A 15,722-nucleotide genomic window follows, 5' to 3' on the forward strand; every position below is an offset into this window, starting at 1 on the left:
CTTCCTAGATTGAGATCTCGGAGGGATATCCCATCGAGGGGAAATTCGCCCGCCGATTCAGGAACTCCCGGAGTACCTGCAATAACTGCGGCGTGGTGTAGGGTTTCGCCAGAAACGTCGTCACCCCCAACTCCGCCACCTCCGCCGCGACGGAGGCGGAACAGTAGCCGCTCACCGCGACAATCCGCACTCTGGGATTGAGGGACTGGAGGGCGACGATCGCATCCTTGCCCCCCATGACGGGCATCATCATGTCCAACAGCACGCAGTCGATGGGATCGGGCGATTTCTCGTACAGCTCGACCGCCTCCAGACCGTTACCCGCCACCGCGACCCGGTAGCCGAAATTTTCGAGAGTGGTTTGGGTGATTTCCCGGATCGGTTCTTCGTCGTCAACCACCAAAATTAACTCGCCCCGTCCCCCACTCAATTCCAAACCTTCGTCCGCGATCGGTTCGGTATCTTTGGAGGCGGGGAGGTAGACCCGGAAACGGGTTCCCCGGCCGAGCTGGGTGTCCACGTCGATAAAACCGTTGTGTCCCTTGACGATCCCCATCACCGTCGAGAGGCCCAAACCGCTCCCCTTGGCGAATTCCTTGGTGGTGAAAAAGGGCTCGAACATCCGGTCGGCGACCTCCGGTTCGATACCCGTCCCCGTGTCGGCGACCGCGATCGCGACATAACACCCTTCCCTGGCGTCCAGATTGAAACCCGCTTCCCGTTCGTCCAATTCGACGTTTTCGGCCGAGAGAACTAGCTCACCGCCCTCCGGCATCGCATCCCGGGCATTCACGCACAGATTCATCAAAATTTGGTGCAGTTGGGTCGGGTCGCCCTGAATCGTCCACAGGTCCTTGGGAACCCGACTGCTAATTTCGATGGATTTGGGAAAGGTTTCCCGGGCCACTTCCGCCACTTCACTAATTAAATGTTTGACCTGAAAAATCTCCAATTTCCCTTCAAAACCCCGGGCGAAGGAGAGGACTTGCTTGATCAAATTCGCCCCCCGCTTGGTATTCATTTCGATCAATTTCAACATTTTATTTTGCTTCTCTTGGGAGACACCCAATTGGAACATCTGCACCGAGGCGAGGATGGGGGTGAGGATGTTGTTGAGGTCGTGGGCGATGCCGCTGGCGAGGGTGCCGATACTTTCCAGACGTTGGGCCCGCAGCAGTTGCGTTTCCAGTTTTTTCTTGTCGGTGATATCCAACAGGACGCCGACGATTTCTTCCGGTTTTCCCTCGGCATCGCAGGCGAGTTTCATCTCATCTCGCAGCCAGCGATAGGTGCCGTTTTTATGTTGAAAGCGGTATTCTAAAATGAGGTGCTTAAATTGCCGGATCTGCGATCGCCGATTCCAGGTTTTTTGCAAGTCGTCGGGGTGGATGCGATCGCGCCACAGGTCGGGGTGCTCCACCCACTCCGCCGCCTGATATCCCAGTTGGGTCGTGAGGTTGTCGCTGACAAATTTATGGGGATAATTTCCCCGGGGATGGCAGGTGTAAATGATCGCCGGACTCGATGCCAAAAGATGTTCGAGTTGGGCTTGCGTCAAACTCAATCTCGTCTCCGTTTGCTCCAATTTTCTGATTTTTTGTTGCAGTTCCATTTCCCGCAAAACCCGTTCGGTCACATCTTCGATCACCGTGATGGTTCCGAAAATTTCCCCCTTTTCGATCAGCGGCGCGACCCTGACGCTCTGCTGCATCTGCGACAAAGACGGGCTGCTGATACTCGGCGGCAGTTCGATCAAATGAGAGTGCAGGCGTTGGGATAAAAAGACGACTTGACCTTGCAGCGCCTGTTGGTAAATCCGGTCGAGTCCCCGCCGTTTCAGGTCGGGATAGACGGCGAACAACTGATGTCCGACCAAATCTTTCGCCCGATGTCCGCTCTGGAGTTCCAACCAATGATTCCAACTGAGAAGATTCAGGTCGATATCCGTCGTAAAAATTCCTTGCTCCGCAAAATCATTCAGCCATTTGAGAAGGGCTCGAGTGTGGGAGCGGTTGATGTTGTGGTCGTTCATGATCGTCGGCAATAAACATCCCAGAATTAGTCAATCACATCGGGCTTTAACTGTAACTTGAAGGTTGAGTCGCCAGATCGGCCCAGTCATCGATCAGTTCCAATAATTTCTCTAAGGAAACCACTCCTAAAACCATGACGAGATACCCGCTGATCGAATTTTCGCGCATTTTGAATGAGGTGTACATCACCATCGCATAGCGCACTTCTTCTTTTCCGATCATTAAAGAATGAATCAGTCCGTCGAGGGCTTCGAGGTAGAGGCGGGGGACGGAAAAGGAAATTTGGATTTGCAGGAGGTTGCCAAAGACACTCAGACAGGAGTTGAGGAGGATGTTGCCGATTTCGGTGAGCACTTCTCCGGTGGGGACGTCGATGCGATCGCTGGCCGGACTCCCCTCGGGCGCCACCAACTGGGACAACATCATCGCACCTTCGTAGTTCAACAACAGCAAGGCGTTGCCGGACACCGGACCGGTAAAAATCTGCTGGACGGTGGCAATTTCACCGCTCACGAAACTGGCCAGTTTGGAACCCAGTTCCCGGATGGGGTGGATGGAAACTTCGGGGACGTCAAGCAGAACGCGATGACCGGTCAACTGAGAAAGAGAAGTGGCAGTCCGGGCAAAACCGATGTTGATCAATTCAGTCAATGCGTCATTTTGCTTTTCAGTCAGGATCATCGCAATACCTCCTCAGAGCTGTGGTCCGGTGACGAGGACCTGATTGACCTGTTCCAGAACCGCTTCAGGGGCGAAGGGTTTGGTGATGTAACCCAGGGCTCCGGCGGCTTTGACGGCCCTTTGAGTCAGGTCTTGAGCATCGGCACTGGCAATAATTACCCGTGCCTTTTCGTCCATTTCCCGCAGTTTTGTCAACACTTCGGTTCCTTGCATATCCGGCATGGCTAGGTCGATCAAAACCAGGTCGGGGTGGTCGATAAAGTAACGTTCCAGGGCTGCGAGTCCCCCGTTGGCTTCCAAGACTTCGTGTCCTTCCGTTTCTAGGATGCTACGCATAATCTTACGGGAGAGACTGGAATCATCAACGATTAAGATTTTAGCCATTACTGGATCTCCAAAACCGTTGGTCCGATTCTGCTTTAGAATCAAATCGGGCCTGCCTCAAGTCTATTCTGGCAGAAAAGTGGCGCTTCTACCTCGTTTTCATACAAATTGTAACGTTCGTGCATTGGGATTTAAAACTTCATAAAACTCGCGTCAAATGTTACGAAACTTGAATGTCTGTGAGCAATTTTTTCCATTGTCCTCCGGTGGCGATCGCACCCTGATCGCCCCAAATGCTTGCGGTTAAAGGCACTCAGCCGTTTCGACCTCCGCCCCGTCGGCGATCGCGGCCGATCCCCCCTATCCGGCCGGCAATCTTTTCGCCACAACCGCTATGAATCTTGAGATCGGGGCGGATCTCTCCGTATTTTCCCCGGGACATTTTTTATTGCTTTCCCAAAAAATAAATAAAATTCCGTAAAAATACCCTTTGGAAACCAGACCACCAGTCGTTAGCTTTGTAGTAGAGACTACAAAAGGTCGGGTTCGCCCGACCGGGTGACATCTAAAAACCCGACGGTACGAAGATTTTAGGGTTGAAATCAATCGATAATTTAAACAAACGTCAGGCTCCCAACCATGAATGAAGTCGAAGTTGAACTCGAACTCGATCCCAGCTTAGTCCGGCACGTCCACGATTTGACGGGAATGAGCGATGGAGATGTCGAACAAGCCTTAAACGCCATTTCAGGATTTACCCGTTCCGAATACAATTCCATTCGCCACCTCGAAAGCCACGGACAAACCAATTCCAAAATCCTCCTCATCAATCAACTGATCCGCCGGATGCCCTACTTCCAAGGCAAAATCTATCGCGGACTCCGATTTTTTAAAGAAGAAAAATTTCGGGAATTTATCGAGAATTTAAAGCGCGATCGCATTTTAACTTTGGACGCGATGAGCAGCTTTACCAGCGATTTGCTAGTCGCCGAAAGCTATTCCGTCTCCCGATATCCCGTCGTTTTGGAAGTGCGGGACAACAACTCGGGAGTTGCGATCGAAGAATTTGCGGCCATGTACGTCGAACACGAAGTCTTGGCGCCCCGGGGAACCCGCTACGAAGTCACCGACATTTCCCCCGCCGAAGAACCGGGCGACATCACTTACATTTACTTGCGCGAAATTCGGTAAGATAGCGGTCAGCTTTCAGGTATCAGCAATCAGCCCGGATACAGCCATTTTCAAATCAGTGAGGTACGAGGACTGACTTAAAGTCCCCATCCCCCCCTACCCCCCCTTTGTAAGGGGGGAGATCAAGGGGGATAATGGCGGATCGGAGCGTATCGTGGTGCATAGACAACCGCTATAAGTAGGGGTAATTCGCGAATTACCCCTACAAATTTTATCGAACTCTCAGGCGACGGGCATATCGCGGGATGCCACCACGTCGATACCCGTATCCAGGGCGTTGGAAAGGATGGTATCTCCCATGTGAATTGGCGCCGTCACCTTCACTTTTCGCAGCCGTTCGCACAATTCCATCATCCGTTCTTTGGGGATGGCTTCCGTCGTTTTAACGGGCAATTTAGCCCAGCGTCCGTTCTGCACGCGAACCGTCGTCGTCACCATGCGGCGGGGTTCGACGTGTTCCTGTTTGGCGTATTCTTCGCCCCGCTTGCAGGTGAAGCCGCGAACTTCCACAATGTGCCCGTCTTCCTCCTCGACTTCCAGGCGACAGCCCATCGGACAGCCGATGCACAAATAATGGTAAATTTTATCTTCGTTCTGAGTCGCTGAACTCATTTTTTTTCCTCCATAAAATTGGCGATCGCACGACTGGACTGTTTCATCTTAAACGGTGGGTGACGGCGGATTTCTAGATGGCTCTCACAGCCTAGGTTTAAGCTGCCTAACCCACCCGACTGGACTGGATCTGAATCCACAGGCAAGATGCCCGATGCTCCGTTTGGAATTTTGCCTCATTTGAGCCGAAACGGTCTACTACTCGACGGGCAAAACGTCAACCTTCAACGCATCCCCGTGGAAATTCTGCAAAAATCGCGGTTTGACTTTCAGGTTCACCATCTCCGCCGGGAAGACGTACCGCAGTTTTTTCTCGTAGACATCCCCCAATTTCAAAACGCTCTGTTTGAGGGGTTTGCGAACCCGCATATAAACGGTGTGGTCGCGATCGCTCGAAATCGTTTGCGGCACGCAGTAGGCGACATTTTCCCCGGGAATCAAACGGATATTGTCCGCCGGCGGCCGGTTTTGGGTGGCGTACAGTCCCGCATTCCGTCCTGCGAGTAACGCTTCCTGGCTGACGAAATCCACCAGATCGTGGATGTGGACCACATTTCCGCAGGCGAAAACCCCGTCCATCGACGTCTCCATCGTGCTGCTGACGACGGGCCCGTTGGTGATGGGATCGATCCGCAACCGCAACTGTCGGGACAACTCATTTTCCGGTATCAAACCGATGGACAAAAGCAGGGTATCGCAGGGGATATACCAGCCTTTTTCGGGAATGGGTTTGAAGCCGTCCACCGGGGCGACGGTGACACCCTCGATGCGATCGCGTCCGTGAATTTCCGCCACCGTCGTGGACAGGTAAAGGGGAATATCAAAGTCCTGCAAACACTGGACGATATTCCGGTTCAACCCGTTGGCGTGGGGCATAATTTCAAACACCCCCGCCACTTCCACGCCTTCGAGAGTCAGCCGTCTGGCCATGATCAAACCGATATCGCCGGAACCGAGAATCACCGCCCGATTTCCGGGTAGAAATCCCAGCATATTTACGAATCGTTGGGCGAGCCCCGCCGTCAACACTCCGGAACAGCGGGTTCCCGGCGTGCGAATCGCCCCCCGAGTCCGTTCCCTCGCACCCATCGCCAAGACGGTTGCCTTGGCGGAAACGACCTGTACGCCGCGGGTTCCGGACATCAATTTCACCCGGCGATCGCGATCGATATCCAAAACGTAGGTATCCGCCGCGATGTCGATATCTTCCGAAATCGTCTTTTCCAAAAATCGCTGGGCGTATTCCGGTCCGGTGAGCTCTTCTTTGAAGTGTTGGAGGCCGAAACCGGGGTGGATACATTGCAGCAAAATGCCGCCCGCCTCCTTTTCGCGATCGACGATCAAAACCTTTTCGGCGCCGGATTCTTTCGCCCCTAATGCCGCCGCCATCCCGGCTGGCCCGCCGCCGACCACCACCACGTCATAGTCCCGTTTTAAGTGGGTAACAGTTTCGGTAATCATGATGTGTTCTCATTACAAATTTCGACAAAAATATCAAATGGAATTGGGAAGGGAGAATCGGGTTTCGGGAATGAGGTGGCAACCCTATAAGGTTGCCCCTACGGCGTTTTTTTGATCTTTTTGCCTACACCCTACACCCTACACCCCACACCCTAATGAACCGGTTCGCGGATCACCCACGTTTCGCCGCCGCGTTTGGTGACTTCCGTCATGGACAGATTGCATTCTTGCGAGATCAATTCCATGCAGCGTCCGGTACAAAAGCCGCCCTGACAGCGGCCCATGCCGGCCCGGGTGCGGAATTTAATGCCGTCCAACGTGCGGGCACCGCGGCGGATGGCGTCGATGATTTCCCCTTCGGTAATCAATTCGCAGCGGCAGATGATGCGGCCGTAACTGGGATTTTTTTCGACCAGTTTAATTTGTTCTTCGGTGGAGAGGGAGGCGAAATGGACGGGTTTGGGAACGGAAGGAATGAAGTTATCTTTGGGGTCGAGAGATAGACCTTCTTCCCGCAAAATATCGGCGACCATTGTGGCGATCGCGGGGGCGGCGGTGAGTCCGGGAGATTGGATGCCGGCGACGTTGATAAATCCTTTTTTGCCGGTGGTTCCGATGATAAAATCTTCCCCTTCCGCCACGGCCCGCAGTCCGGCAAATTCGGCGATACAATCCCTCGGACTGATGCCGGGGACGGTGCGGGTGACGGAGGAAAATACTTTTTGGCCGCCTTCCTGGGTGGTGGTCAGATCGGTTTTGTCGTCCACCATTTCGGCGGTGGGGCCGACCATCAATGTCCCGTCGTAGGTGGGGATGACCAAGATACCTTTAGAAACGGGCGTCGGACAGGGGAAAATCACCCGCTTCACCAGTCCCACCAAGCGTTTGTCGAGGAGGTATTCTTCGCCTTTTCTGGGTTTGATGGTAAAGTTTCGGACTCCGGCAAATTCCGCGATCGCGTCGGCGTAGAGTCCGGCGGCGTTGATGACGAAACAAGTGTTGAATTCGCCCCTGGGGGTGTCGATCGCCCAGGTACTATCGGCGGTTTCTCGCAGTCCCGTGACGGGGCAGTTTGTAAATAAATCCAAGCCGTTCAAAACGGCATTTTCAATTAAAGAAAAGCAGGCTTCGTAGGGGTTGACGACTCCGGTGGTGGGGGCGTGCAGGGCGGCGATCGCTTCGGAGGAAATGTGGGGTTCTTCGGTTTTAATGCGGTCAGAATCCCACATTTCCAAGCCGGTAACGCCTTTTTCTTGCCCCTGTTTTTGCAGTTTTTCTAAGGTGGGAAGTTGGTCGTCTTCGAGGGCGACGGTGAGCTCCCCGATGCGTTTGAAACCGAATCCGAGTTCGTCGCAGAGGGGGTCCCACATCTGGTTTCCCTCCCATTCCAGCTTGCCTTTGAGGGTGTCGGGGGAACTGTGGTGTCCGCCGTGGATGATGCCGCTATTGGCTTTGGAGGTTCCGAAACCGACCTCGACTTCCGATTCGAGGAGGGCGACTCGGAGGGAATATCGTATCAGTTCTCGGACGATGGCACATCCGGTCACGCCACCGCCGATAACGATCGCATCGTACAGCATGATTCTATCCTTGTGAGTGTTTGCCTGGGGGTCATACAGCCTTGAATGGATGGGCAATTCGGGTGAATGAAACAGCCAAAGTTTGTCAAGCTGTGGGTGTCAGCGTTGGCCCCGCACCGAGGCGCAACACCCAAATTCGGGTGCGGTAGGGTTCTGTAAGTTAGGGAGTGGAAAGCATTTCGGGCGATCGCGGCGATCGCACTACCGAACCCTCTATTTTCAGTATATGGCGATACAGATTATTAGTCAGGGGTGTGTACGTTAAGTCTTTTTAAGCGCCATCCCGGGCCGAAAATGTCATGATGCGATCGCAGAAGTGGGGAGTCGGGAGTCGGGAGTCGGGAGTTGGGAATGGGGAATGGGGAACTCAAACTGCTTTTCGATCGGGGTTTTAACAAGGGGATGGAGCCCCTTGTTTACCTCATTTTACCGCAACCACTTGCCTCGCTCATGACTCGAGATCGCAAGCATCGGGCTTTCCAGGTTTTTCTGCCTTTCCGAAACGGTAAAAATACGGGCGATAGTCGCCATATTTTTCCAGATTTGGGTCGGTTTTGTTTTCGGGAATAAACGACCGGATTGCCGCATCACCATTGCGTATAATTGAACGGTTAAACTTGGAAAAATTGGGGGCGATCGATGCAACTTCAAATCACCGACAACCGTCTGAGAATCGAACTCGAAGGTGTCGAACACCTGCTGGCATTTTATTGGGGTTCGGCGATCGAAATCCGCCTCGATCGCATCCGGAGCGTTTCCACCGAAAAACCCGCGATCGACTGGTATCGGGTCATCCGCGCCCCCGGCACATTTGTCCCGGGCGCGATCGCCGCCGGAACGTATTATACCGAAAGGGGGCGAGAATTTTGGTACGCGACGCGATCGCGGGATTTTCTCGTTTTGACCGTCGCGGACGACTATTTTAAACGGATCGTCCTCACCCGGGAAGACCACGAATTTTGGGCGGATAGAATCGCCAAAAATCTGCCCAATTTGACGGGTATAGCGATGGGCGCTTCTGAGTCGGGAGTCGGGAGTCGGGAGTGGGGTTGAGGGTGTGGGAAAAACCCATTCCCCATTCCCTTTCTACAATAGCAAAGTCCTAACCATTCTGTCAGTTGCCATAAAATCCACAATTCCCAACCCCTGACAATGGCGGTGAATTATCCGGATTTGATCTCATTAATCTCCGCCTTGAGAGACTCTTCCACCCGCGCCCATTCCGCCTCCGCCGCGGCGAACCGCTCCGCGGCCGTTCCGGCGACAAAACAGGCTGCGATTTCATCCTCATTTTCCATGCCGGCGCGGCCCATATATTCGAGTTCCTTGCACAGTTCCGAAAACCGGAGCGCCCCCAACTGGGCGCTGCTGGACTTGAGGGTGTGGGCCGACTCCTTCAACCCCTTGGCATCCCGGGCGGCGATCGCATTTCGGATGCCATCAATATGCTGGGGTGCCTCCTGCAAATAAGTGGCGATCAACAAATCCACAAACGGATCGTCCTCATCGTCATATTCCCTCAAATTGCCCAAAACTTGGTAATCCAAAGGGCTGCCGCTCATCAATTCCTCCTCGTCGGTATCAGTATCCAAAACTTGATGTCCGTTCGTCTCGCCGACGACGACGGCCACCCCCCGTCCATTTTCACCCCCCACGGCTTCCGTCCGGGAAGCCACCGTCGCCGACGCCGGACAGAATCCATTTTCGACTGGTGCCGCACCCTCAGAAACCGCCTCGCACAGGGGCTGACACCTCGCCAGAGCTTGGGCGAGGGCCTCCCGGTGGATGGGTTTGGTGAGGTAGTCGTCCATCCCGGCATTCAAGCACATTTCGCGATCGCCCTGCATCGCGTTCGCCGTCATGGCGATGATCCAGGGCTTGCGGGGGCGGACGTCCGTCCCGTCGCCGAAGGCCGCGCAGATGTGTCGGGAGGTTTCCAACCCGTCCATCTCCGGCATCTGCACGTCCATCAACACCACATCATAATTCTGTCGGTTCAGGGCATCCAACACCTCCAACCCGTTGCCGGCCACGTCCGCCCGGTATCCCAAGCGCTGCAACACCTTGAGCGCCACCTTTTGGTTGGTGACATTATCCTCAGCCAACAAAATCCGCAAACTCGACGGCGGGCCGTCCTTCACCCAGGCGCCGTCCGCCATTTTCATCTTGTAGCGCTCGTTGATGATGTCGTTGTCGGCGAAAATCTGCATCAGGGTATTGTAAAACTGGGACTGCTTCAGGGGCTTGTTCACGAATCCCGCCACCTCGACGCGCTTGCGCTCCAACCGTCGCACCACCTCCGTATTGCTGGCGTAGTTAAACATCACCACATTGAAAGGTTTCTGGCGGCGCTCCGTTTTGAGCATCTCCCGCTCCAACTTGCGAATCCGATAGGCGAGTTCGCTCTCCTCCATGTCGGGCAAATTGATGCCCACTAGGATCAAATCCAGTTCCGGATTGCCCTGGAGTATATTCAGGGCGTCGCCGGCCGTTTTGACGCAGGTGGGGACCATCCCCCAGGATTTCACCTGGCGGGCGAGGACCGTCTGGTTGATTTCGTGATGCTCGACGATGAGGACCCGCTTTCCGCTGAGGAAATCGTCGCCGAACTCGTCCAACTCGGGGGTGACGACGGCGGCGGTTTGGATGGTGAAGTAAAAGGTCGAGCCGGTGCGCCCGAAGGCCGGCCGCACGAAGTCTTTGGGGGGGTAGCCCGAGATGCTCGAGACGATGGAGTGGGAGTCCTCGTCGTCGATGTCGTGGGTTTTGTCGAGCAAATTCACCCAACTGACCACCCACATTTGTCCCCCCATCAGTTCGCTCAACCGCTGGGAGATGGCCAGCCCCAGGCCCGTGCCGCCGTACTGGCGGGTGGTGGAGGCGTCCACCTGGGAAAAGGCTTTGAACAGGCGGTCCATGCGATCGGGGGGGATGCCGATGCCGGTGTCCCTGACTTCAAATTGCAGGATGTAGCGTCGGCTGGCGGTCGGGTGGGTTTCCTCTCCCGTGGGGGTTTCGGCGTCGGCCGTCCCCCCGTCTCCGGGGATGGGGGTGGCCTTGACGGCGACCACCACTTCTCCATCGGCGGTGAACTTGATGGCGTTGTTGGCGAGGTTGACGATCACCTGCCGCAGGCGGGTCACGTCTCCGAGGACGGTTTCCGGGGTGTCGGGGTCGATGATGTAGGCCAGTTCCAGGTTCTTTTCGGCGGCGCGGGTGGAGAGGAGTTCCAGGGACTCTTCGACGCAGGTCCGCAGCTTGAAGGGGTGGCGTTCGAGTTCCAGCTTGCCCGATTCGATCTTGGAGAAATCCAAAATATCGTTGATGATGGTCAGCAGGGCGTCGCCGCTGGTGCGGATGGTTTCCACGAAATCCCGCTGTTCCGGGCTCAGCTCCATGTCCAGCAGCAGGCCGGTCATGCCGATGACGGCGTTCATGGGGGTGCGGATTTCGTGGCTCATGGTGGCGAGAAATTCGCTCTTGGCGCGGCTGGCGATTTCGGCCGCGAGTTTGGCCTCCTCCAAGGCCTGGTTTTTGGCTTCGAGGGCGCGGTGGCTTTTGACTTCCGCCTCCAGGAGTTTGGCCTGGGCGATGGTGATGCCGACTTGGGAGGCGACGTCTTCGAGGAATTCGATTTCTTCTCGGTTCCATTCCCGCATCTGCTTGCACTGGTGGAGCATGATGATGCCGTTGGGTTCGTCCTGGTAGGAGGTGCGGACGGCCAGCATGGATTTGAGTCCCATGTTGCGGCACAGGGGGACGGAGGATTCGAGCAGGGGTTCGGAGAAGACGTCGGTGGAAGCGATCGCACGATCTTCGGCTAAAAGGGCTTCGATGTAGGGGTTGTAGGCGACGGAGATTTCCAGTTTCAGGGTGGATTCGTAGCCCGCCTCCAGGTATTCGGCGACGCAGGCGAGGTGGGGGTAGGGTTCGGGGATGTAGGTGTAGATGGAGCAGCGGTTGACGCCGAACACCCGGCCGATTTGGGTGGCGGTGGTCTGGAAGACTTCCTGGGTTTCGAGTTTGGAGCGGACTCTGTGGGTGATCTGTTTGAGCAGCAGCAGGTGTTGATTTTGCCGTTCCAGGGCTTCCCGGGCCTGTTCCCGGGCGATTTCGCCGCCGATGTAGGTGGCCATGAGTTTGACGATTTCCCGCTCGACGGGGCGGAAGGGCGATCGCGGCCGGTGGCTCTGGAAGCTGACGGTGCCGTAGTCCCGCCCCCCGACGGCGATTTGGGCGCCGAGGTAGGCTTCAAAGTGGCGGACGGTGCGGGCGGGGTGGTTTTTCCAGCGGGAGTCTGCGACCGAGGGAATGTCCACCACTTCCGGGGAGCGGGCGGCTTCCCCCTCGAAGGTCTGGTCGAGGGCGAGGGTGTCGCCCGGGGCGAAGCCGAAGGCGAAGTCGTCGGGGACGCGGGCGGCGATGACTTCGTAGCGTCCGGCCCAGACGCGCCCGACCAGGCCGATTTCCAAGTTGAAGCGATCGCACCCCATCAATAGCAGTCGGGCGACGCGGGTTTCAAAGTCGGCGTCCGATCCGATGGTGGCCTCGTAGAGTCGGGCCATCGCCTCGGTGCGCTCCCGGAGTTCGTCGGTTTCCGGGGTGGGGGGTTCGGGGGCGGCTGTCGGCGTCCCGGCGGGGGCGGCGGCCGCGTCGCCCCGATCTTGGCAACTCAGCAGGGTGGCGTGCATGGATTGGGGCCGCAACGCCAGGAGCAGGATCGTGTCGGGGGTGAGGACGCGCATGGGGTGGGGGCGATCGCGGGGTGCGGCTTCGTCCAGGACGATCAGGGGCAGTTGGTTGTAGTACCGGTTCATCAACTGCACCGCCACCCCCAGGGTGGCCCGCGATCGCACCAGGACGGGGGGCGCGTTCCGGACGGACTCGGCGGCGGTTTTCTCGAAGTCGAGGCCGAGGGCGAGGAGTTGGATGATATCCTGGCTCGTGATCGTCCCCACCAGCCGACTCGCCGGTTTGTCGGCGGTTTTGCACGGGGGCGACAGGGTTTCCGTTAGCACCACGCAGGAGGCCCGGTATTTGCACATTAACTGCGTCAGGTGGTAGATGGACGACCGCGAGGGAGCGTGGATCATCCGGGAGGCGGGCAGGGGGGCGATCGGGTTGAGTTGAATCAGGCGCTCGGGAATCAGGGTTGGGCCGCCCGCGGCGAGAGCCCCGTTGCGGGAGTTGAGGCGCTCGGGCATCGGTGTCGTCCGGGACGGGTTGGGATGGCCGGGTAAAAAATATTGGGGGCGGACGATCCCGACGAGTTCGCCTTCGTCGTTGATGACGGGCAGGTGGCGGATCTGGTGGCGTTCAAAACAGGCGAACAGCGCGAAAATGTCGGTGAGTTCCGATTCTTTGGCGACTACCACGGAGCGGATCATGATCCGGGAAATGGGGAATCCCGAAAGGCGATCGTTGATCGAGCAGAGTTGGATGATGTCGTGGGCTGTAAAAATGCCCGCCAACACCTTCGGGGGGTCCTGAAGCGTTGTTTCCCCCTCACCTGTGGCGGCTTCCCGCTTCTCGACGATCAGCGCGTAGCTCGAGCGGGTGCTGCTCATCAGCAGGATGACATCTTCCACGGGGGTGTCCGGTGTCGTCGTCAGAGGGTTGCGGTTGATGGCTTGACCGATGGAGGAAATAAACATGGGAGGGGCAACTGGTGGGTTCGGGTTGGAGAAGTCGGCGCTGGGGGTGAGGTCGCGGCTTTAACATAAAAGTGGCTTTCATACCTGGGGGGTTTGACCCATTACTACCTCCAGGATAATTGGCAATGTGAGCAGATGTCCGCTTCAATTTTCTCGCGAACTCCGACTCTCCGCCAGACAGGAGCGATACAACTGCGATCGCACCCGGATTGGCTCCGCTGAGGATTCATCCGACCCCCACCGTTTCCGGCCCGGGAGCGGGTCTCGGCTTTCCCGCCGCAATGCCGGGTGCAGGGATCGCAGCGGCCGACCCGTCCGCAACCTCGCCGACAAAAAGAAAAACCCTATTCCTATTTTGAACCCAAGCTGCGATCTCCCCACAAATGGGCGATCGCCCATTCCCGATCGAATCGGCCGGATGGTATGCTCGACAATATCCGCCCCCATTCAAAATCCCTCCGAAATTCCCCTCAACCGGCGGATTTGAGGTCTGGGATTGTACCATTATCAATCAGTGAAAAACTGCTCGATCGCGTTCTATGGTTATTTTGGATTCTAAAGGTCGCCTGTTTGGTAAAGTGAGTTTGCTCGATCTCGGTGCCGCGGCGGTGATCGCCCTGGCGATCGTGGGGATTTTCTTTTTCCCCGGAACGTCCGGTTCGGTCGCCCAAGTCGGAGTCACGACCAAACCCGTGGAAGTGGATGTCATCGCCTTGGGGTTGAGGGGACGTAACCCGGAGAGTTTATTTAAAGTCGGAGACAAAACCAACCTGATCATCCGCAATCAACCCTACGGCCAGGTGGATATCAAGGCGGTCGAATTTCTCCCCCGCACGGTTCCCGTCACCCAACCGGACGGCAGTGTAAAGGCACTCCCCGACCCGACGGCTGACACGACTTTCAGTAACAATGTCCTGCTGACCCTGGAAGGAAGGGGACAGATCACCGACGACGGCCCGGTTTTGGGCAATTCCAAAATTAAGATCGGCGGCACGGTGGAACTCGAGGGCAAAGCCTACAACTTCAACACCAGCGTCATCGATGTGCGGGTGAAGGAATAATTAACCATTAATAATTAACCATTAATAATTAACCATTAATAATGGTTGATTGATGGCTCCCCTCACGGTAGAATGGCGAAAACTCGGGCGGGGAAGCCGGAGTCGCGTTGGGGTTATTAACAATTAACAATTAACAATTAACAATTAACAATTGTTGATTGATGGCTCCCCTCACGGCAGAATGGCGAAAACTCGGGCGGGGAAGCCGGAGCCGCCTTTGGGTTTGGGAAATGTCGCCACGGCCAGGGCGCCGGCTTCCGGGACTCGATCTAAGTTGGCAAGCAATTCGATTTGGTAGTGGTTTTGGCCCAAAACGTAGACTTCGCAACTGTAGTCGTCCCGACTGGTGGCGACGCCGGGGTCGGTGTCGGTGGGTTCGTGGCCGGAAGCGGTGATTTGGCGGTCTTCGTAGAGATACTGTAAAACCTCCAAACTCCAACCTGGATAGTGGGCGACTCCGGCCGCGTCCCGATTCGCCATCGCCTCGGGGTCGGGCCAGCGTTTCGACCAGTCGGTCCGCATCGCCACGAAGGCGCCGGCCGGGATGGGGCCGTGTTCGGCTTCCCAGGCTTCCACGTCGGCCATTTGGATGGTGTAGTCGGGGTCGCGGGCGGCTTTTTCGTGGACGTCGATGACGACCAACGGCAGGATCATTTCTTTGGGGGAAATTTCGTCGAGGGTCCGCAAACCCCGGACAAAGTGGGCCGGGGGGTCGGCGTGGGTCCCCCACTGGCCGATGAGGGAATAATATTGGGCGAAAAAGCCGGAACCCCGGGTTCCGATGCCCGGTTCGTACCAGTAGGCGGTTTCAACTTTTTGGTCGGGAAAGCCTTTCCAGTGGGGAATTCCCGGTTCAAAGCTGTGGGTGAGATCGACGAATTCCCGGCTTTTGATGATTTGGTAGGCGTCGGCGAGACTGAGTTGGAGATTGTCGGCCCAACTGGGATTCACAAATAGCGTCAAGGCGAACAGGAGGGCGATCGTAAAGATTTGTAAAATAGACTGGAGCACGGTCACGGGTTAATTTTCTGAATGGTCATCCTCAATTTATAACGGATGGGAGGAATTTCGGAACATCTTAACTAGAATACGAACAGAAGGCCCGCACTCTACCGCAGGTGAGCG

At 56.2% G+C, this 15,722-nt stretch carries 11 protein-coding genes; 3 read left to right on the forward strand and 8 right to left on the reverse strand.

Features of this window, described 5'->3' with window-relative positions:
- Positions 1-4 precede the first annotated feature (4 nt).
- The 3 genes from LKE08_RS16830 to LKE08_RS16840 are packed head-to-tail and all read right to left on the reverse strand — an operon-like array spanning position 5 to position 3,098.
- Positions 5-2,032, reverse strand: a complete 2,028-nt coding sequence (locus LKE08_RS16830) for a response regulator (protein WP_324705403.1) — start codon at positions 2,030-2,032, stop codon at positions 5-7.
- A 46-nt stretch (positions 2,033-2,078) separates the two neighbouring features.
- A complete protein-coding gene (locus LKE08_RS16835; protein ID WP_324705404.1) occupies positions 2,079-2,714 on the reverse strand; it encodes a chemotaxis protein CheC in 636 nt (211 codons plus the stop codon).
- Positions 2,715-2,726: 12 nt separating this feature from the next.
- Positions 2,727-3,098 (reverse strand): response regulator, encoded by a 372-nt coding sequence (locus tag LKE08_RS16840; RefSeq protein ID WP_324705405.1) that lies wholly within the window; start codon positions 3,096-3,098, stop codon positions 2,727-2,729.
- Between the two features lie 579 nt (positions 3,099-3,677).
- Here LKE08_RS16840 and LKE08_RS16845 point away from each other — a divergent pair.
- Complete coding sequence (locus LKE08_RS16845; protein WP_324705406.1) at positions 3,678-4,229, forward strand: ADP-ribosyltransferase; 552 nt, start codon at positions 3,678-3,680, stop codon at positions 4,227-4,229.
- A 222-nt stretch (positions 4,230-4,451) separates the two neighbouring features.
- Here the strand turns inward: LKE08_RS16845 and LKE08_RS16850 are convergent, their stop codons facing one another.
- The 3 genes from LKE08_RS16850 to LKE08_RS16860 form a co-directional block, all read right to left on the reverse strand.
- Complete coding sequence (locus tag LKE08_RS16850; RefSeq protein WP_324705407.1) at positions 4,452-4,841, reverse strand: DUF1667 domain-containing protein; 390 nt, start codon at positions 4,839-4,841, stop codon at positions 4,452-4,454.
- 198 nt (positions 4,842-5,039) lie between these two features.
- A complete protein-coding gene (locus LKE08_RS16855) occupies positions 5,040-6,302 on the reverse strand; it encodes an FAD-dependent oxidoreductase (protein ID WP_324705408.1) in 1,263 nt (420 codons plus the stop codon).
- A gap of 152 nt (positions 6,303-6,454) precedes the next feature.
- A complete protein-coding gene (locus tag LKE08_RS16860) occupies positions 6,455-7,882 on the reverse strand; it encodes an NAD(P)/FAD-dependent oxidoreductase (protein ID WP_324705409.1) in 1,428 nt (475 codons plus the stop codon).
- Between the two features lie 639 nt (positions 7,883-8,521).
- Between LKE08_RS16860 and LKE08_RS16865 the strand changes: the two genes are divergently transcribed.
- Positions 8,522-8,935, forward strand: a complete 414-nt coding sequence (locus LKE08_RS16865) for a hypothetical protein (RefSeq protein ID WP_324705410.1) — start codon at positions 8,522-8,524, stop codon at positions 8,933-8,935.
- A gap of 110 nt (positions 8,936-9,045) precedes the next feature.
- Here LKE08_RS16865 and LKE08_RS16870 read toward each other — a convergent pair whose 3' ends face one another.
- Entirely contained in the window at positions 9,046-13,536 is a 4,491-nt protein-coding gene (locus LKE08_RS16870; RefSeq protein ID WP_324705411.1) for a response regulator, read from the reverse strand.
- 539 nt (positions 13,537-14,075) lie between these two features.
- Here LKE08_RS16870 and LKE08_RS16875 point away from each other — a divergent pair.
- Positions 14,076-14,597, forward strand: coding sequence for a DUF4330 domain-containing protein (locus LKE08_RS16875; RefSeq protein WP_324705412.1), 522 nt, complete (start codon positions 14,076-14,078; stop codon positions 14,595-14,597).
- A gap of 171 nt (positions 14,598-14,768) precedes the next feature.
- Here the strand turns inward: LKE08_RS16875 and LKE08_RS16880 are convergent, their stop codons facing one another.
- Positions 14,769-15,614 carry a cyclase family protein gene (locus LKE08_RS16880; protein WP_324705413.1) on the reverse strand — a complete coding sequence of 282 codons (846 nt, stop codon included), beginning with the start codon at positions 15,612-15,614 and terminating at the stop codon, positions 14,769-14,771.
- Positions 15,615-15,722 lie beyond the last annotated feature (108 nt).

The organism is Lyngbya sp. CCY1209 (assembly GCF_035615495.1).
Classification (GTDB): Bacteria; Cyanobacteriota; Cyanobacteriia; order Cyanobacteriales; family Microcoleaceae; genus Limnospira.

Bases quoted from the DNA above. Each gene is read 5' to 3' on its own strand.
- LKE08_RS16830 (WP_324705403.1), bottom strand. From the start codon at position 2,032: ATGAACGACCACAACATCAACCGCTCCCACACTCGAGCCCTTCTCAAA.
- LKE08_RS16835 (WP_324705404.1), bottom strand. From the start codon at position 2,714: ATGATCCTGACTGAAAAGCAAAATGACGCATTGACTGAATTGATCAAC.
- LKE08_RS16840 (WP_324705405.1), bottom strand. From the start codon at position 3,098: ATGGCTAAAATCTTAATCGTTGATGATTCCAGTCTCTCCCGTAAGATT.
- LKE08_RS16845 (WP_324705406.1), top strand. From the start codon at position 3,678: ATGAATGAAGTCGAAGTTGAACTCGAACTCGATCCCAGCTTAGTCCGG.
- LKE08_RS16850 (WP_324705407.1), bottom strand. From the start codon at position 4,841: ATGAGTTCAGCGACTCAGAACGAAGATAAAATTTACCATTATTTGTGC.
- LKE08_RS16855 (WP_324705408.1), bottom strand. From the start codon at position 6,302: ATGATTACCGAAACTGTTACCCACTTAAAACGGGACTATGACGTGGTG.
- LKE08_RS16860 (WP_324705409.1), bottom strand. From the start codon at position 7,882: ATGCTGTACGATGCGATCGTTATCGGCGGTGGCGTGACCGGATGTGCC.
- LKE08_RS16865 (WP_324705410.1), top strand. From the start codon at position 8,522: ATGCAACTTCAAATCACCGACAACCGTCTGAGAATCGAACTCGAAGGT.
- LKE08_RS16870 (WP_324705411.1), bottom strand. From the start codon at position 13,536: ATGTTTATTTCCTCCATCGGTCAAGCCATCAACCGCAACCCTCTGACG.
- LKE08_RS16875 (WP_324705412.1), top strand. From the start codon at position 14,076: ATGGTTATTTTGGATTCTAAAGGTCGCCTGTTTGGTAAAGTGAGTTTG.